Annotated in this window: 20 protein-coding genes; 8 read left to right on the top strand and 12 right to left on the bottom strand. The window is 66.1% G+C overall.

All coding sequences use genetic code 11. From position 1 onward, the window contains the following. Positions 1-21 precede the first annotated feature (21 nt). The 3 genes from SOM26_RS04875 (at position 22) to SOM26_RS04865 (ending at position 3,267) form a co-directional block, all read left to right on the top strand. Positions 22-492: a DUF3429 domain-containing protein gene (locus SOM26_RS04875; RefSeq protein WP_320451611.1), complete on the top strand. Its 471-nt coding sequence runs from the start codon at positions 22-24 to the stop codon at positions 490-492. A 367-nt stretch (positions 493-859) separates the two neighbouring features. Continuing rightward, positions 860-2,764 (top strand): ribonucleoside-diphosphate reductase subunit alpha, encoded by a 1,905-nt coding sequence (locus SOM26_RS04870; RefSeq protein WP_414712012.1) that lies wholly within the window; start codon positions 860-862, stop codon positions 2,762-2,764. Positions 2,765-2,874: 110 nt separating this feature from the next. Then, positions 2,875-3,267: an endonuclease domain-containing protein gene (locus SOM26_RS04865; protein ID WP_320451610.1), complete on the top strand. Its 393-nt coding sequence runs from the start codon at positions 2,875-2,877 to the stop codon at positions 3,265-3,267. Between the two features lie 77 nt (positions 3,268-3,344). Here the strand turns inward: SOM26_RS04865 and SOM26_RS04860 are convergent, their stop codons facing one another. After that, the gene (locus tag SOM26_RS04860; protein ID WP_320451609.1) at positions 3,345-3,596 is read right to left on the bottom strand and encodes a DUF2171 domain-containing protein; all 252 of its coding nucleotides are present in this window, start codon (positions 3,594-3,596) and stop codon (positions 3,345-3,347) included. A 56-nt stretch (positions 3,597-3,652) separates the two neighbouring features. Between SOM26_RS04860 and SOM26_RS04855 the strand changes: the two genes are divergently transcribed. After that, entirely contained in the window at positions 3,653-3,850 is a 198-nt protein-coding gene (locus SOM26_RS04855; protein WP_320451608.1) for a hypothetical protein, read from the top strand. A gap of 50 nt (positions 3,851-3,900) precedes the next feature. Next, the gene (locus tag SOM26_RS04850) at positions 3,901-4,956 is read left to right on the top strand and encodes a ribonucleotide-diphosphate reductase subunit beta (RefSeq protein WP_320451607.1); all 1,056 of its coding nucleotides are present in this window, start codon (positions 3,901-3,903) and stop codon (positions 4,954-4,956) included. A 383-nt stretch (positions 4,957-5,339) separates the two neighbouring features. Here SOM26_RS04850 and SOM26_RS04845 read toward each other — a convergent pair whose 3' ends face one another. From SOM26_RS04845 to SOM26_RS04825, 5 genes are all read right to left on the bottom strand, one after another. Next, positions 5,340-5,672, bottom strand: a complete 333-nt coding sequence (locus tag SOM26_RS04845) for an HNH endonuclease (protein WP_414712011.1) — start codon at positions 5,670-5,672, stop codon at positions 5,340-5,342. 94 nt (positions 5,673-5,766) lie between these two features. Continuing rightward, positions 5,767-6,393, bottom strand: a complete 627-nt coding sequence (locus SOM26_RS04840) for an outer membrane protein (protein ID WP_320451606.1) — start codon at positions 6,391-6,393, stop codon at positions 5,767-5,769. 214 nt (positions 6,394-6,607) lie between these two features. Beyond that, complete coding sequence (locus SOM26_RS04835; protein WP_320451605.1) at positions 6,608-6,955, bottom strand: MliC family protein; 348 nt, start codon at positions 6,953-6,955, stop codon at positions 6,608-6,610. Next, the gene (locus SOM26_RS04830; RefSeq protein WP_320451604.1) at positions 6,952-7,293 is read right to left on the bottom strand and encodes a DNA primase; all 342 of its coding nucleotides are present in this window, start codon (positions 7,291-7,293) and stop codon (positions 6,952-6,954) included. The genes SOM26_RS04835 and SOM26_RS04830 overlap by 4 nt, the downstream gene beginning before the upstream one ends. 78 nt (positions 7,294-7,371) lie before the next feature. After that, positions 7,372-8,619 carry a multidrug effflux MFS transporter gene (locus tag SOM26_RS04825; RefSeq protein ID WP_320451603.1) on the bottom strand — a complete coding sequence of 416 codons (1,248 nt, stop codon included), beginning with the start codon at positions 8,617-8,619 and terminating at the stop codon, positions 7,372-7,374. A 166-nt stretch (positions 8,620-8,785) separates the two neighbouring features. Here SOM26_RS04825 and SOM26_RS04820 point away from each other — a divergent pair, with 166 nt between their 5' ends. Next, complete coding sequence (locus SOM26_RS04820) at positions 8,786-9,283, top strand: hypothetical protein (protein WP_320451602.1); 498 nt, start codon at positions 8,786-8,788, stop codon at positions 9,281-9,283. Between the two features lie 70 nt (positions 9,284-9,353). Then, positions 9,354-10,310, top strand: a complete 957-nt coding sequence (locus SOM26_RS04815; protein ID WP_320451601.1) for an isopenicillin N synthase family dioxygenase — start codon at positions 9,354-9,356, stop codon at positions 10,308-10,310. A 163-nt stretch (positions 10,311-10,473) separates the two neighbouring features. On the opposite strand, the gene SOM26_RS04810 is transcribed toward SOM26_RS04815, so the two are convergent. Then, entirely contained in the window at positions 10,474-11,763 is a 1,290-nt protein-coding gene (locus SOM26_RS04810) for a homoserine dehydrogenase (RefSeq protein ID WP_320451600.1), read from the bottom strand. A 123-nt stretch (positions 11,764-11,886) separates the two neighbouring features. On the opposite strand from SOM26_RS04810, the gene SOM26_RS04805 reads away from it, so the two are divergent. Continuing rightward, a complete protein-coding gene (locus tag SOM26_RS04805) occupies positions 11,887-12,459 on the top strand; it encodes a 3'-5' exonuclease (RefSeq protein ID WP_320451599.1) in 573 nt (190 codons plus the stop codon). Between the two features lie 227 nt (positions 12,460-12,686). Here the strand turns inward: SOM26_RS04805 and SOM26_RS04800 are convergent, their stop codons facing one another. From SOM26_RS04800 to SOM26_RS04780, 5 genes are all read right to left on the bottom strand, one after another. After that, on the bottom strand, positions 12,687-13,130 hold the full coding sequence (locus SOM26_RS04800) for a hypothetical protein (protein ID WP_320451598.1): 444 nt from the start codon (positions 13,128-13,130) through the stop codon (positions 12,687-12,689). Positions 13,131-13,146: 16 nt separating this feature from the next. Next, a complete protein-coding gene (locus tag SOM26_RS04795) occupies positions 13,147-13,674 on the bottom strand; it encodes a hypothetical protein (RefSeq protein WP_320451597.1) in 528 nt (175 codons plus the stop codon). A gap of 98 nt (positions 13,675-13,772) precedes the next feature. Beyond that, positions 13,773-14,045, bottom strand: coding sequence for a hypothetical protein (locus tag SOM26_RS04790; protein ID WP_320451596.1), 273 nt, complete (start codon positions 14,043-14,045; stop codon positions 13,773-13,775). 35 nt (positions 14,046-14,080) lie between these two features. Next, the gene (locus tag SOM26_RS04785) at positions 14,081-14,515 is read right to left on the bottom strand and encodes a CoA-binding protein (protein ID WP_320451595.1); all 435 of its coding nucleotides are present in this window, start codon (positions 14,513-14,515) and stop codon (positions 14,081-14,083) included. A 90-nt stretch (positions 14,516-14,605) separates the two neighbouring features. Next, on the bottom strand, positions 14,606-15,559 hold the full coding sequence (locus tag SOM26_RS04780; RefSeq protein ID WP_320451594.1) for an Mrp/NBP35 family ATP-binding protein: 954 nt from the start codon (positions 15,557-15,559) through the stop codon (positions 14,606-14,608). Positions 15,560-15,594: the final 35 nt, after the last annotated feature.

The following is a 15,594-nucleotide window of genomic DNA, read 5'->3' as shown; positions in this document are numbered from 1 at the left end:
TCCCCGCACGTTCGCGCCATCATGACCGCCACCTCCCCGAATCCCGCCCCGACGCCCGAGGCCGCCTCGCCGCGCATCCCCGCGCTCAGCCTCGTCTTCGGTTATGGGCCGGTGCTCGTCCTGCCGCTGGCCGCGCTCGCCGCCTGGTCGGGTGCGCCGCTGGCGCTGCTGATCGGGCAGATCTGGGGCGCCGCGATCCTCGTCTTCCTGGCGGGGGTGGCGCGCGGGCTCAGCTTCTTCACCCCCGGCGGCACCCATGTCTCGCAGATGCTGACCATGGTCTTGCGCTTCTCGCTGGGCCTGCTGGCGCTGATGGCGGGGCCGCTGACCGGGTTCGGCCTGTTGATTGTCGGCTATGCCTCGATCGCGCTGACCGATCCCTGGCTGGCTCGCTGGGGCGGCGCGCCACAGCATTTCGCGCGGCTGCGCCCGCCCCAGATGCTGGTCGCGATCATCGGCCTGATTGCGCTGTTCATGCTGTCGCTCGGCTGATCGGGCAGCGCTCAAAAAATATTTTTGGGGGTTGCGCTTCGTGAACCCCGCAGACATCCGTGCGTCGCGGCTTTCGAGCCCGCAGGACGACGCGCCGTTCGTCGCAACCAACCCCCTTTCCATGCTTTAGCCCCTTGCGGTGCCGCTCGGGATTTTACACTAAGGATAGTGGAAGAGGTCGGGGGTGGCCCCAAGCACTGGTAGGACAGGGATAAGGACGGCGCAGCGGAAACGATGCTTCGTCCCCTCTCTCGACGGATCGCGACGTGCACGGCGCGAGGTGCTAGACAGCCGATGACCGACTCGAACGAAACAAGAACAAAGGAGCGGCATCATGATGGATTTCAGGGATAGCCGGGATAGCGACATGACGACTGATATGCTCGAGAAGATGGCAGCGGACACGGCCCAGAACCTGGCCGAGAAGACCGCGCCCGCGCCCACCCCGGCGGACACCAAGTCGGTGCGCCCGCAACCCTATCCGGTCGAGGTCGACCATGCGCGCGACGCGCTGCTGACCGACTTCGGCAAGGAAACGCTGAACGACCGTTATCTCCTGCCCGGCGAAAGCTATCAGGACCTGTTCGTGCGCGTCGCCTCGGCCTATGCCGACAATGCCGAACATGCCCAGCGCCTGTACGACTATATCTCGAAGCTGTGGTTCATGCCCGCCACGCCGGTCCTGTCGAACGGCGGCACGGGTCGCGGCCTGCCGATCAGCTGCTATCTGAACTCGGTGCCCGACAGCCTGGACGGCATCGTGACCACCTGGAACGAGAATGTCTGGCTGGCGTCGCGCGGCGGCGGCATCGGCACCTATTGGGGCAATGTGCGCGGCATCGGCGAGCCGGTCGGCCTGAACGGCAAGACCAGCGGCATCATCCCGTTCGTGCGCGTGATGGACTCGCTGACGCTGGCGATCAGCCAGGGTTCGCTGCGGCGCGGTTCGGCCGCCTGCTATCTCGACATCTCGCATCCCGAGATCGAGGAGTTCCTGGAAATCCGGAAACCCTCGGGCGACTTCAACCGCAAGGCGCTGAACCTGCACCACGGCGTGCTGATCCCCGACGCCTTCATGGAGGCGGTGCGCGACGGTGCCGAATGGCATCTCAAGAGCCCGAAGACCGGCGAGGTCCGCGCCACGGTCGACGCGCGCGCGCTGTTCCAGAAGCTGGTCGAAACCCGCCTGGCGACCGGCGAGCCGTACATCGTCTTCGCCGACCATGTGAACAAGAACATGCCCAAGCACCACCGCGAGCTGGGGCTGAAGGTGTCGACCTCGAACCTGTGTTCGGAAATCACCCTGCCGACCGGCATGGACCACAAGGGCAAGGACCGCACCGCCGTCTGCTGCCTGTCCTCGCTCAACCTGGAAACCTGGGACGAGTGGAAGGATAACAAGGGCTTTATCGAGGACGTGATGCGCTTCCTCGACAACGTCCTGCAGGATTATATCGACCGCCACGAGCCGGGCATGGAGCGTGCCGCCTATTCGGCGGGTCGCGAGCGTTCGGTCGGCCTGGGCGTGATGGGCTTCCACAGCTTCCTCCAGGCGCGCAACATCCCCTTCGAGGGCGCGATGGCCAAGTCGTGGAACCTGCGCATGTTCAAGCACGTCAACGCGCAGGTGAACCAGGCGTCGATGACGCTGGCGGTCGAGCGCGGGCCCTGCCCCGACGCGGCCGATGTCGGCGTGATGGAGCGTTTCAGCTGCAAGATGGCGATCGCGCCGACCGCGTCGATCAGCATCATCTGCGGCGGCACCAGCGCCTGTATCGAACCGATCCCGGCGAACATCTATACCCACAAGACGCTGTCGGGTTCGTTCTCGGTCAAGAACCCCTATCTCGAAAAGCTGTTGATCGCGAAGTCGAAGAATTCGGACGCGGTCTGGAACTCGATCCTCGAGCATGGCGGTTCGGTCCAGCATCTCGACTTCCTGAGCCAGGAAGAAAAGGACACGTTCAAGACCTCGTTCGAGATCGACCAGCGCTGGCTGCTCGAACTGGCGGGCGACCGGACGCCCTATATCGACCAGGCGCAGTCGCTGAACCTGTTCATCCCGGCCGACGTGGAAAAGTGGGACCTGCTGATGCTCCACTTCCGCGCCTGGGAGCTGGGCATCAAGTCGCTCTACTATCTCCGGTCGAAGTCGGTGCAGCGCGCCGGTTTCGCGGGCTCGGGCGGCGTCGAGGCGGACAACACGATCAGCGCGCCGAAGTTCGAGATCGGCGAGACGACCGATTACGATGAATGTCTGGCGTGCCAGTGAGGTAATGCCTGCCCGACGGGAAGGTCGAAGCCATGCCCCCTCATTTCTCCGAACCTCCCTCTCCCCTTGTGGGAGAGGGAAGGGGCCCGCGGCCGCAGGCCGTGGGAAGGGTGAGGGGCAACGCTCAAGGCCTGACCAGGCGCCAGCTGCTTGCCCCGACTACGGTCAACCGATCGCGTGAGCTGCGCCAGAACGCCGGAGAGCCCGAACGCCAGTTGTGGCGCGCCTTGCGCGAACTGTTGCCGAGCATGAAGTTTCGCCGCCAGGTTCCGATGGGTCCGTACCACGCCGATTTCTGCTCACATTCGGCGCGGTTGATCGTCGAACTCGATGGCGACGACCACGCAGCCAAGCCGGAGCGCGACGCTGCGCGGACCTGCTTCCTCGAACACGAAGGCTATGACGTGATCCGCTTCGCCAATGCCGATGTGATGACCAACCTCGATGGCGTCGTGGCTGCGATCGGCGCGCGGATCGCACACAAGCAAAAGGGCCGCCCGTAATGGACGGCCCCCTCACCCTCCCACGGCCTATGGCCGCGGGCCCCTCCCTCTCCCACAAGGGGAGAGGGAGTAGAAACTCACTCGGCCTCTTCGAACTGGTCGACGGCGTTCTGTGCGGTGGCCGACAGGCGTACCGTGTCGCCTTCGACTTCGGCGACCAGGCCGAGCGGCAGGTAATGATGCTTGGCGCCCTGCCCGTCCTGGGTCTGGGGGCTGTCGTTCTTGGTCAGCTTGATGCGGTCGCCATCGACATGGTCGACGGTCCCGACATGGACGCCGTCGGCGCCGATGACTTCCGCATGTTCCTTGATCTGGCTGACATCGACCATCGTTCGTCTCCTGTGTTGGGTTCGGTTTGGGAACGCGCCACGCCGGAAATGGTCGCATGACATCGGCGTTCATCATGTACGCGGTGGCGGGGGTGCTGGCCGTGATCGGTGCGATCCTGCTGCTGCAACTCCGTGGCGTTCGGTCGGACCAGGGCCGCTATGCCCGGCTGATCGCGGGCACCATGTTCGCCACGGGCGGGATCATCCTCGCCGGTTTCGCGACCGCGCTCCGCTCCTGGGCGAGCAGCGGCTGAACCGGCCTTCACCCTATTCCCTTATCTGATTTGTATCCGGAGTAACCGCAATGTCCCTCCTTCACGCCTCCAAGCAGTACAAGCCCTTCGAATATCCCTGGGCGTTCGAGTTCTGGAAGCGCCAGCAACAGCTCCACTGGCTGCCCGAAGAGGTGCCGCTGGGTGAGGATTGCCGCGACTGGGCGCAGAAGCTGACCGATCACGAGCGCAACCTGCTGACCCAGATCTTCCGCTTCTTCACCCAGGCCGACGTCGAGGTGCAGGACTGCTATCATGAGAAATACGGCCGGGTGTTCAAGCCGACCGAGATCAAGATGATGCTGACCGCCTTCTCCAACATGGAGACGGTGCATATCGCCGCATACAGCCACCTGCTCGACACGATCGGCATGCCCGAGAGCGAATATGGTGCCTTCCTCGATTATGCCGAGATGAAGGACAAGCATGATTACATGCAGAATTTCGGCGTCGACAGCGACGAGGATATCGCGCGCACGCTGGCCATGTTCGGCGGCTTCACCGAAGGCGTGCAGCTGTTCGCATCCTTCGCGATGCTGATGAACTTCCCGCGCTTCAACAAGATGAAGGGCATGGGCCAGATCGTGAGTTGGTCGGTGCGCGACGAAAGCCTGCACTGCGAGGGCATCATCCGCATGTTCCACGCCTTCTGCCAGGAGCGCCAGTGCCTGACCAAGGCGGTCAAGGACGACATCGCCGACGTCTGCCAGACGACGATCCGCCTGGAGGACAATTTCATCGACCTCGCCTTTGAAATGGGCCCGGTCGAGGGGATGAAGCCCAAGGAGATCAAGAAGTATATCCGCTATATCGCCGACTGGCGCCTCAGCCAGCTGGGCCTGAAGCCGATCTACATGATCGACGAGCATCCGCTGCCCTGGCTGACCCCGCTGCTGAACGGCGTGGAGCATGCCAACTTCTTCGAAACGCGTGCGACCGAATATTCCAAGGCGGCGACGCGCGGCCAGTGGAACGACGTCTGGGACGCCTTCGACACCCGCCAGAAGGCGAAGGGGACCAAGGCCGCCAACGAGGAACCGGGCGAAACCGGCGACATGTTCTCGGCTGCGGGCGTCGCGGCGGAGTGATTTCCGGGAGGGCGGGCTTCGGTCCGCCCTTTTTTGTTCACGCGATGACGCGAAGAGGTTTGGTTCGCGCAGAGGCGCGGAGGACGCAGAGAAGAAGATTATAGCGGGGTGAAATCCCCCCGCTCCGTTCCGCCTGAGCATAGTCGAAGGCCACGGGATGACCTTCGCCACGCGAACCGCCCCCTGGGCGAGCACTTCCAGGAAACAGGTTGGGCTTTCGGCCCGAAACGGCTTTGTGTGGCAAAGGGATTCCCTTGGCCTTCGACTGCGCTCAGGCGGAACGGAGGGGCGGGGATGGCGGGAGAGAAGTCAGCAGCACTTCTTCTCTGTGTCCTCTGCGCCTCTGCGCGAACAAAAATCTCCGCGTCTCCGCGCGAACCAAATCACCGCCCTACCCGCGTCGGCGCGTGAAAGTCCGCTGGCTTGCCCGCAATCCAGCGCAGGAACCGCGCTATCTCCGGGTGCCCACGCAGCAGCGCGAAGTCGGCATAGTCCCGCGCCAGTTCGGCGTTGGAAAAGGTCGCATGGATGGTCCGGTGACAGATCGGGTGCACCGGCACCGTCTCGCGTCCACCCTCGCTCTTGGGGACCGGGTGGTGCCATTCCACCTTCACGCCCAGCGGACGCTCGCAAAGCGCGCAGGATGGCGGTACGATCCGCTCGACCCGTTCGGCCGCCGCCATCAACCCCGCCTTGCGCTTCACCCGTCCGACCATAAGCGGGATATGGGAATGCGGCGCGGACAAGAAAACGGGGCCCGGCATTGCTGCCGAACCCCGTTCCTTTACGCCAACTGGATCCCGGAGGGGATCAGAAGTGTGCGACCACACCCGCCATCGGGCGGAACGAGTGCGCGTCGTCGAAGGTCGAAACTTCCAGACGCAGACGCAGACCCGAGTTGCCGGTCAGGCCACCCAGACCGATGTCCTTCGGGCCGACTTCGGCGCCGACGCCGTACACGGTCGCGTGATAGTCACGCTTCAGGTCGCCAGCGACGCCCGGAGCGAAGTTGTTGAAGTTGTTCCAGCGATAACCGACCTTGCCGTAGAACAGGCCGCTGTCGCCGGCGCGGAAGCCCGCGCGGCCATAGGCGCCATACTGCCAGTCGATGTCACCCGACACGCCCTTGGCGACCGCGCCCTCGGCACCGACGAACACGGGGCCCAGCGGAACGTTGAAACCGACGATGCCCTCGACCAGCGCGCCGTCCAGGTTGTAGCCCTTGGGCTGGGTGGGGATGCCGGCGACCGACTGGCGATCGAACTGCTCCCAACCACCCATGACGGCGACGTACGGCTCGATGCCGAAAGCGCGCGTGCCATCGGGCGCGGTCGCGGCAGGAGCCGGAGCGGCGTCGGTGGTGGTCATGTCCTGGGCCATGGCGGGCACGGCGACGAACGCGGCCGCTGCAGCGGCGAGGACGGAAAGCTTACGCATACGAGATACCCTTCTTTTTTTCTATGTGGGGCGGCGGATCGAACCGCTCAGCCCAGGCCCGCTTAACCGGTAAATTGGCCATGGGTTGCACGATAGAAGAGCTTTTTGGTCAGCTTCTGATCAGCTGTGTCCCGAAAGACACAATTCCTGTCATGAACATGAACCAAATGCGGGCGGAATACGGCAGCCGCGGTTTTCCGCCACTTTTCAGCCGCTATTGTGCCTCTGATCCCGAAGGCATGGCGGTGCAGCGCAGGGAATCACCGGTTGGGCGTGTCAAAACAACCTCACCCCCCTGACCACGAAGGTCGTGGCCAAAGCCCGTATAGTGGATGCCGGAGGCTACCGGCTGTCCGGCCATGCGCAGTTCCAGATCGTCGTCGAGCCGCACCAGCGCACTGTCGTTGCGGTTGTCGAACCGCACCCAAAAGCGGCTGCCATTGTCGCAGCGAAAGGTCTTGGACATCATCGGCGGCAATGCAGCGGCGCGCGGATCGGGCAGCGTCGAACAGCCCATCAGCACGAGGCCGCCCGCCGCCAAGGCGACGGGCAAGCGCGTCATGGCCGAAGCGCGGCGCCGTCGGCGTCGTCGATCTCGCCGTCCGCTACCGTATCGTCTTCGAAATCTTCCTGAAGATCGTCTTCGTCGACATCCTCGGCGTCCATGTCGACCGTGGCGTCGCTTTCGCCGACCTCTTCGGAGTCCATCGACAGTTCGCCGATCGGCTCGTCCTCGACGGTGTCGTCGCCCAGATCGGGGGCGAGATCGGTCACGAGCACGCCGTCGCTGGGGCCATCGCGCGTCACCTCCAGGATTTCGGCACGCTGGCTCTCGTCATAGCCTTCTTCGTCCCAGCCATCGTCGCCGGATCCGTGGCTCGGGACCTGATGTCCGCCCATGTCTGCCTCCTCTTATACTGTGGAGGGTGGAACGGTGCGGCGGGCCGGGCGGTTCCCCTGCCCCGGCTTCTGCGTATTTCAAGCCGGGCGGAACATCCGTCCGCGCTCGGTCACGAAGACGAAGGCGAAGGCGGTCAGCCCGGCGACCAGGAACCCCAGGGTCAGCGGCCGGGTCGTACCGTCGAACGCCTGGCCGATGCCTGCCCCGATCAGCGAGCCGATGGTGACGCTGGTAAAGCCCTGCACGCTCGAGGCGGTGCCCGCGATCCGCCCCATATTCTCCATCGCCATCGCCGAGAAGTTGGAGGTCGCCAGGCCGAAACACGCCATGGTGATCGCCTGGAGCACGGCGAACACGATCAGCGAATCGCCCATGACCTGCGCGATCGCCAGGTGCAGCGCGGACACCGCGATCAGGATGGCGACCGCGCCGTGGCTGATCAGCCGCGTGCCCAGCCGCATGACGATCCGCGAATTGAGCAGGTTCGCCGCCGCCATCGTCACCGAGGTGGTGGCAAAGATCAGCGCGAGCAGCTTCTCACGCCCGAACGTCACCGCCATGATCGGCTGGACCGAGTTCAGATACCCGTACAGCGCCGCCATCAGCGCGGTCGCGGCCAGCGTATAGCCGAGCGACAGCCGGTCGCTCAGCGTCTCGCGCCAGCCGCCGACGATGCGGGACAGCGAGATGGGCAACTGCGCCTCGGGGGCCAGCGTCTCGGGCATCCGCCACGCGAACCAGGCGAGCACCAGCGTCGCGAGCCCGGCGATCGTCCAGAAGATCAGCCGCCAGTTGCCGAACAACAGCACCAGTTCGCCAAAGGCCGGCGCCAGGATCGGTACGATCATGAAGACCATGAAGGCGATCGACATGACCTGCGCCATCGCGCGGCCGTGATAGCAGTCGCGGACCAGCGCCACCGTCGCCACTCGCGTCGCCGCGATCGCCGCCCCGGCACATACCCGCGCGACCAGCAGCAGCGGGAAACTGCCCGCCACCGCCGAGGCGCCATTGGCGATGATGTAGATGACCAGCGCGACGATCAGCACGCGTCGCCGCCCATAGCGATCCGCCAGGGGTCCGTGGACGAGCTGCGCCACCCCGAACCCGATCAGGAACGCGGTGACGACGAACGGCCGCGCGGCAGGCGAAGCGTCCAGCGCCTCCCCGATCGCCGGAAGCGCGGGCAGCATCGAATCGATGCCGAGCGCAGTCAACGCCATCAGCGCCGCGATCAGGAGGACGAACTCGACAAAGCCGATCGGCGCGCCGGGGGGTTCGACGGTGACGGGGGTCACCGGATCAGCGGAACGGACGTTGGACATGATGGCTGCCCCATAAGGGGGAACGCAGATCAGGGGAACCGGGAAAGCGCGCCATGGGCAACGTAACGCCCGGACCTCCGCGCGTTCAGTGCCAGGACAGCTTGCACCGGGCACGCTCTGCCCCCAACTGTATTGGTACAACAGGACGCGTAAGGAGTTTGCCGCGATGACCATGGTGTCTCGAACCGCACTTGTCCTGCCGCTGGTCGCGGCGCTGGGCCTGTCGGCGTGCGATCGCCCGAGCCAGGGTACATCGATCACGGTCAACGGCGCCGATGGCGACACGCTGGCCTCGGTCGATGGCAAGTCGGGGGAGGTCAAGCTGGCGCTGCCCGGCTTCCAGGGCGCGTTCAAGCTGCCCAAGATGTCGATGGAGGCGGACAATTTCGAACTGAATGGCGTGCATCTGTTTCCGGGGTCGACCATCCGCAACGTCGATGTCGGCAATGGCCGCGACAAGGCGTTCACCATGACCTTCGACAGCCCGGCCGACCCGGCAACCGTGCGCGACTGGTTCCGTGACAAGATGGGCGATGCGGGCTTCACCCTCAACGAGCAGGGCGGCACGCTGGTCGGCAAGACGGCGGAGGAGAAGCCCTTCCGCCTGGACCTGCGCCAGACCGGTGGCGACCGATCGACGGGAACGATTACGCTGGGCGGATAAGTCGCGCTGTTCGCGGATGACGGCGACGCTATAGTGGTGTCAGCTTGTTAAATTTTCTGGACATATTGCCATGACCGACACCCGCTCCGCCGAGGTTCCGACCCTCAGCCTCGCCGACCAGGACCGCGATCCCGAAGGCTTTGCCGCCGCGCTTGGGCAATCGTTCGAGCGGTTCGGCTTCGCGATCGTCGCCGATCATGGCGTGCCCGCCGACCTGATCGACCGGGCCTGGGCGCAGACCAAGACGCTGTTCGACCTGCCCGAGGAGGAGAAGCGCGGCTATCACGTCCCCGGCGGCGGCGGCGCGCGCGGCTATACCCCGTTCAAGACCGAGATCGCCAAGGACGCCAAGGTCGTCGACCTCAAGGAGTTCTGGCATGTCGGCCGCGAACTGCCCGAGGGCCACGCTTACGCCGACCGGATGCCCGCCAATATCTGGCCCGACCGTCCGCAAGGGTTCCGCGAGGATTTCATCGCGCTGTTCTCCGCCTTCGACCAGGCTGGCGACCGGCTGCTCTCGGCCATCGCGCGGCACCTGAAGCTGGACCCGCACTGGTTCGATCCGGCGGTAAAGGACGGCAACTCGGTCCTTCGCCTGCTCCATTATCCACCGATCCCCGCCGATGCCGAGGGCGTCCGGGCTGGCGCGCATGAGGACATCAACCTCATCACCCTGTTGCTGGGTGCCGAGGAAGCGGGTCTGGAACTGCTCGACCGCGATTCGGGCGAGTGGCTGGCGATCCGTCCGCCCGAAGGCGCGATGGTGGTCAATGTCGGCGACATGCTGCAGCGGCTGACCAACCATGTCCTGCCCTCGACCACGCACCGGGTGGTCAACCCGCCGGTCGAGCGGCGCGGCTTCTCGCGCTATTCGATGCCGTTCTTCCTGCATCCGGCGCCGGATTTCCTGATCAAGACGCTGCCCGCCACGATCAGCGAGGGGCATCCGGACCGTTATCCGGAGCCGATCACCGCGCATGACTATCTGTTCGAGCGGTTGGTCGAGATCGGGTTGATCAAGAAGTAAGCGGTCGTGAGGGCATCGCCTGTGGCGTGCCCTCCCCCAGCCCCTCCCGCCTGCGGGAGGGGGCCTGTTGGAGAAGATCAAACCGCCGGGCCAGACAACTCCCCTCCCGCAGGCGGGAGGGGCCGGGGGGAGGGAAAGGGGTCTCACCGAGCCCCCCCCTCGATCACCCCAGAATATGCATCAACAGCGGCTGCCCGACCAGGCTCTGGCTCCCGCGCAGCCGCTCCAGCGCCTGGGCGACCGCCCGCTCCGGCCCTTCATGCGTGACGATCGCGATCATCACCCCGCCGTCCGCCGCTTCGCCGCGTTGGATCAGGCTTTCGATCGACACGCCCGCATCGCGCATCGCCGCGGCGATCTCGGCCAGCACGCCGACCTTGTCCTGCACGGTGAAGCGCAGATAAGCCCGGCCGCGCCGTTCGCCGCTATCCGCCTTCACCGCCTCGGTGAGTTCGTGCGCAGGCATGGCGAACGAGGCGCCATATTCGCCGCGCGCAATGTCGATCAGGTCGGCGACCACCGCGCTGGCGGTCGGGCCATCGCCCGCACCCGCGCCCTGGAACAACAGGCGGCCGACATAATTGCCCTCCGCCACCACCGCATTGGTCGAGCCGGTGACATGCGCCAGCGGATGGTCGAGCGGCACGAGATGCGGATGCACCCGCTGGAAGAGGCCATGCGGCCCCTCCTCCGCCACGCCGACCAGACGCACGCGGTAGCCGAGCGATGCCGCCTGCGCGATATCGGCGGCCAGCACATGGCGCACGCCACCGATCGCCACATCGCCGAAGGCCGGTTGCGTGCCGAAGGCGATCGCGGCCAGGATCGACAGCTTGTGCGCGGCATCGACACCGTCGATGTCGAAGCTGGGGTCCGCCTCGGCATAGCCCAGCGCTTGTGCTTCGGCGAGCACCTCGGCGAAGTCGCGGCCCTCGGCTTCCATCTTCGACAGGATGAAATTGCAGGTGCCGTTCAGGATGCCGTAGACTCGCGCGATGGCATTGGCCGCCGCGCCTTCGCGCAAGCCCTTGATGACCGGGATGCCGCCCGCGACCGCCGCCTCGAACTTCAGCGCGGCATTGGAGGCCTCGGCCTTTTGCGCCAGTTCCAGCCCGTGATGCGCCAGCATCGCCTTGTTGGCGGTGACGAAGCCCCGCCCCGCCCCCAGCGCCGTGCGCGCCAGCGTCAGCGCCGGGCCGTCCGATCCGCCGATCAGTTCGACCACCACATCGGCATCGGGGTGCGAGGCGAGCGCGGCGGTGTCGTCCACCCATTCGAAGCGCGACAGGTCGACGCCGCGATCCTTGGCCCGATCGCGCGCGGACACCGCAACGATCTCAATGGGGCGACCGGCCCGCCGGGTAATCAGGTCACGGTTCGCGTCGAGCAGGCGAATAACGCCGCCTCCCACCGTACCCAGTCCCGCCAAAGCCACCCGCAAAGCATCGCCCATCGTCCAAGTCCCGTATCAGAGCGTTTGTTGAGCCGCGGGGGGTAGCGGATAGAAACGGTCGCTGTCGAGCCGACATGCGACCTTTTATTGCTCGAAAGCGACAAAGCCGCTAAGGGCGGGATCATGATCTCCCCCGATTTCGTGGTCATCGACGTCGAAACTGCCTGTTCGCGTACCAGCAGCATCTGTCAGATCGGCATCGTCGGCTATGCCGACGGGGTCGAAGTCCTGGCCTATGAGACACTGGTCGATCCGTGCGACGATTTCAGCGGCTTCAACATCGGCATCCACGGCATCACGCCCGAGCATGTCCGGGGCAAGCCGACCTTCGCCATGCTGCACCCCGAGCTGGCCGGACATCTGGCCGGGCGGGTGACGGTGGCGCATTCGGGTTTCGACAAGGGCGCGCTGGGCCGTGCGTGCGAGCGTGACGAGCTGCCCCTGATCGCCGCCCGCTGGCTGGACAGCGTGACGATCGCCAGGCGGGCCTGGCCCGAACTGCCCAACCACAAGCTGGGCACGCTGGCGACGTTCCTCGACCTTGAGCATCAGCATCATGACGCGCTCAGCGATGCGCGCGCCGCCGGACAGGTGGTGCTGCGCGCGATGGCCTTGACCGGGCTGGGCCTGGAAGACTGGTTCGCGCCGCCACCCTCGGCACGCGCCCGTGCCAAGGCGCGGCGTCATTCCGCTTAATTCCGGCTTTCCTCTCCCCCGGAGGAGGGAAAGCCGAGCCAGGGCCAGCGACATTCCATTTATTCCTCCCCTGTAAGGGGAGGTGGCAGGCCAAAGGCCTGACGAAGGGGTGTCCCGGCCTGCGTAATTGACCGAACCTCGCGACTACCCCCCTCCACCAAGCCGCGCATAACCCCCTCTCCTTGAACGAAGGAATTCACGGGGAGTGGCCTGCGTGGCGAATGGCCTTAGGGTTCCAAGTGACCGCTGGGCCCCGGTGCGTCGAGCGCGATGGGGACGCGCTTGCTCTTGTCGCGGCGCTTGTCGACCAGCTTGCTGATCGCGATCCGCGCCTCGTTCGCCAGGAGCAGGGCGGGCGTGACGACATCGAACCCGACCTGACAGCCACCTTGCAGCGCGGGGCATGGGATCGCCGACGCATGGAGCGCGCCGATCCCACTCATGTCGGGGTTGGACGGCATCGGTCCGTCCGGCACTTCGTCACCCATCGGGGTGATGCGATCATCGGCCTGGCGACGGCCACAGACGACGACGTCCTGCCGGTTGCCGGCGGATCCCGGACAGGGATCGCGCGCCAGGATCGAGAATCGCTGCGTCCCCGAACCGGATGGCGGCAACGGCACGGCGGGCGGCGGCCCCGCCTGCAACGCGATCAAGAGCAGCGCGAGCATCGGCAATCTCCGTGATTCAGGGGGCGGGCTTGCGCAATGTCGGTCCTCCGCCACCGCGCGGGTTCGTATCCATCGTCACACCCGCCAAGCCGCCGCCGACCAGGAAGGGCGACATGTCCTTCACAGGATTGCTTCGCGCGAGCAGCCGCGTGCGTTCCTGCATGACGCCTTCGTGGCGCGGGTCGCCGGGTTCGGGCGGCACGTCGAAGGGGATACGGAAACGGTCGGCGTTGCGACGGCCGCAGACGGTGACGTCGGTGGAATTGGGATCATAGACGCAACGCGTCTCGACACTGGTCAGCCGGCGTGTCCGGGTCAGGATCGTATCCACCGAAGGCGACGCCTCCGCCTCGCCCGGCTGGTGCCCCTGCCCCATGACTTGACCGGTCCCCATGCCCTGACCCGTCATCGCCGCCATCGTCAAGACCAGCATCGTCACACCCATGACGTCCTCCCGCCACCCGGCGCGCCGGAGGGGTCCGGCCTTGGCTGGCAGCCGATCATGCCAGCCACCAAGGTCCGCCGCCAGCGTCATTGCGGCCATGACGGTGCCAATTCGGTATCATCGGGCGGCATCAGGGTCAGCATGGATCGACGCCCCTCCTCTTCCGCCTGCCAGCGAAATGATGACCGGTGGCCAGCCTAGTCGATGGCGGTCCGAAACACCGTGCGCGGCTTGCTGGTGCAATATTTGTCGCCGACCACGGCGCAATAGCTGCCATTGTTGGCGAAGGCGCGCGACTTGGAGTCGATGGGTGCGCTCGACCCCGCGTTCAGGCGATAGGGCGAAGGCCGCTTGCCGCCATGGCAACTCGACAAGGTGCAGGACGGTGTCAGCCGGGGCAGCGTCAGGCCATGTTCCCCTTGCGCCCCGGCGGGGGCGGCCAACAACAGCAACAGCGGCACCATCTTCATTCTCCCCTTCGTTCGCCCGTTCATCCCTGCCGTCGTCAGTCCCGGCCCACCGGCGTCACGCCCAGCCGGGGAATCTCGATCGCGGGACAGCGGTCCATCACGACCTTCAACCCGGCGGCCTCGGCGCGGGCTGCCGCCTCTTCGTTCACGACGCCCAGCTGCATCCAGATCGCCTTGGCACCGATCGCGATCGCCTCGTCCACGATCGGGCCGACCGCATCGGCGCGGCGGAAGATGTCGACGATGTCGATGGGGTCGCCAAGCTGGCCCAGCTCGCGAAAGACGAACTCGCCGTGCACATGTTCGCCGGTGATCTGGGGATTGACCGGGATCACGCGGTAGCCATGATCCTGCATCCGCTTCATCACGCCATAGGAGGGGCGATCCGGCCGGTCGGAGGCACCGACCAGCGCGATCGTCCGTGCGGTCGTCAGGAGTTCGCGAATATCCTCGTCGGCGGTCAACGGCATCGGTGGTCCCCTTCAACCCCGCCGATGCCGTATCGCTGCGACATGAAATGGCGGGCTACACCGACCTAACGCCCCGCCGCTGCGCCGGTTTCACGCCTGCGCATCGAGCCATGTCGCGACCTGCGCGGCCAGGGGTGTGAACACCGCGTCGTCCTCGCCCGCCGCCGGGGGACGCCCGGCATCCGACGCGGTGCGAATCGCGATGGTCAGCGGCACCCGGCCCAGGAACGGGATGCCCAGTTCGGCCGCCGCCGCCTCGGCCCCGCCCGAGCCGAACGGGTCGGAGATACCGCCGCAATGCGGGCAGCAATACCCCGCCATATTCTCGACCAGACCGATGATCGGCACCCCCGCCTTCACGAACAGGTCGATGGCGCGGCGCGCGTCGATCAGTGCCAGATCCTGCGGCGTCGAGACGATGACCACCCCCGCCGGGCGATGCTTCTGCACCATGGTCAACTGCACGTCGCCGGTGCCGGGCGGCAGGTCGAGGACCAGCAGTTCGGTCGCGCCCCAGTCGCCGTCGACCAGCTGGCTGAGCGCACCCGCCGCCATCGGTCCGCGCCATGCGATCGCCTTGTCGGGTTCGACCAGCTGGCCCATCGACAGCAGCGACACGCCGTAAGGGGTCGGCACCGGTTGCAGCTTGCCGTCCTGCGCGACCGGCTTCACCCCCTCGGCGGCCATCAGGCGCGGCTGCGACGGGCCATAGATGTCGGCATCGACCAGACCCGTCTTGCGACCCGCGCGGGCCAGCGCGATGGCCAGGTTCGCCGACAGGGTCGACTTGCCCACCCCGCCCTTGCCGCTGGCCACCGCGACGATGCGACGTTCGCGCTTCTCGGCGGTCAGGACCACGCGGACATCCTCGGCCCCCGACTGGATCGCGGCGGCCTTCACCTCTTCCTCCAGCGCGTGGCGACCGGCCCCGTCCAGGCCGGTGGTGTCGAGCACGACCCCGGCCCGCGCACCCTCCATCCGCACATTCGCGCGCCTGCCCGCCACCGCGGCCACCGCCGCCTTTACCGTCTCGATCATGCTCATGGGGCGCAGATAGGATGCGAAGCGCGGCTTGGCAC

Origin of the sequence: Sphingomonas sp. CFBP8993, from assembly GCF_034044895.1 — a bacterium.
Classification (GTDB): domain Bacteria; phylum Pseudomonadota; class Alphaproteobacteria; order Sphingomonadales; family Sphingomonadaceae; genus Sphingomonas.
Note: the sequence above shows the minus strand (reverse complement) of the source record. Positions and strands in the feature narration are given on the sequence as shown.

Bases quoted from the DNA above. Each gene is read 5' to 3' on its own strand.
- SOM26_RS04875 (WP_320451611.1), top strand. From the start codon at position 22: ATGACCGCCACCTCCCCGAATCCCGCCCCGACGCCCGAGGCCGCCTCG.
- SOM26_RS04870 (WP_414712012.1), top strand. From the start codon at position 860: ATGACGACTGATATGCTCGAGAAGATGGCAGCGGACACGGCCCAGAAC.
- SOM26_RS04860 (WP_320451609.1), bottom strand. From the start codon at position 3,596: ATGGTCGATGTCAGCCAGATCAAGGAACATGCGGAAGTCATCGGCGCC.
- SOM26_RS04855 (WP_320451608.1), top strand. From the start codon at position 3,653: ATGACATCGGCGTTCATCATGTACGCGGTGGCGGGGGTGCTGGCCGTG.
- SOM26_RS04850 (WP_320451607.1), top strand. From the start codon at position 3,901: ATGTCCCTCCTTCACGCCTCCAAGCAGTACAAGCCCTTCGAATATCCC.
- SOM26_RS04845 (WP_414712011.1), bottom strand. From the start codon at position 5,672: ATGGTCGGACGGGTGAAGCGCAAGGCGGGGTTGATGGCGGCGGCCGAA.
- SOM26_RS04840 (WP_320451606.1), bottom strand. From the start codon at position 6,393: ATGCGTAAGCTTTCCGTCCTCGCCGCTGCAGCGGCCGCGTTCGTCGCC.
- SOM26_RS04835 (WP_320451605.1), bottom strand. From the start codon at position 6,955: ATGACGCGCTTGCCCGTCGCCTTGGCGGCGGGCGGCCTCGTGCTGATG.
- SOM26_RS04830 (WP_320451604.1), bottom strand. From the start codon at position 7,293: ATGGGCGGACATCAGGTCCCGAGCCACGGATCCGGCGACGATGGCTGG.
- SOM26_RS04825 (WP_320451603.1), bottom strand. From the start codon at position 8,619: ATGTCCAACGTCCGTTCCGCTGATCCGGTGACCCCCGTCACCGTCGAA.
- SOM26_RS04820 (WP_320451602.1), top strand. From the start codon at position 8,786: ATGACCATGGTGTCTCGAACCGCACTTGTCCTGCCGCTGGTCGCGGCG.
- SOM26_RS04815 (WP_320451601.1), top strand. From the start codon at position 9,354: ATGACCGACACCCGCTCCGCCGAGGTTCCGACCCTCAGCCTCGCCGAC.
- SOM26_RS04810 (WP_320451600.1), bottom strand. From the start codon at position 11,763: ATGGGCGATGCTTTGCGGGTGGCTTTGGCGGGACTGGGTACGGTGGGA.
- SOM26_RS04805 (WP_320451599.1), top strand. From the start codon at position 11,887: ATGATCTCCCCCGATTTCGTGGTCATCGACGTCGAAACTGCCTGTTCG.
- SOM26_RS04800 (WP_320451598.1), bottom strand. From the start codon at position 13,130: ATGCTCGCGCTGCTCTTGATCGCGTTGCAGGCGGGGCCGCCGCCCGCC.
- SOM26_RS04795 (WP_320451597.1), bottom strand. From the start codon at position 13,674: ATGGCCGCAATGACGCTGGCGGCGGACCTTGGTGGCTGGCATGATCGG.
- SOM26_RS04790 (WP_320451596.1), bottom strand. From the start codon at position 14,045: ATGAAGATGGTGCCGCTGTTGCTGTTGTTGGCCGCCCCCGCCGGGGCG.
- SOM26_RS04785 (WP_320451595.1), bottom strand. From the start codon at position 14,515: ATGCCGTTGACCGCCGACGAGGATATTCGCGAACTCCTGACGACCGCA.
- SOM26_RS04780 (WP_320451594.1), bottom strand. From the start codon at position 15,559: ATGAGCATGATCGAGACGGTAAAGGCGGCGGTGGCCGCGGTGGCGGGC.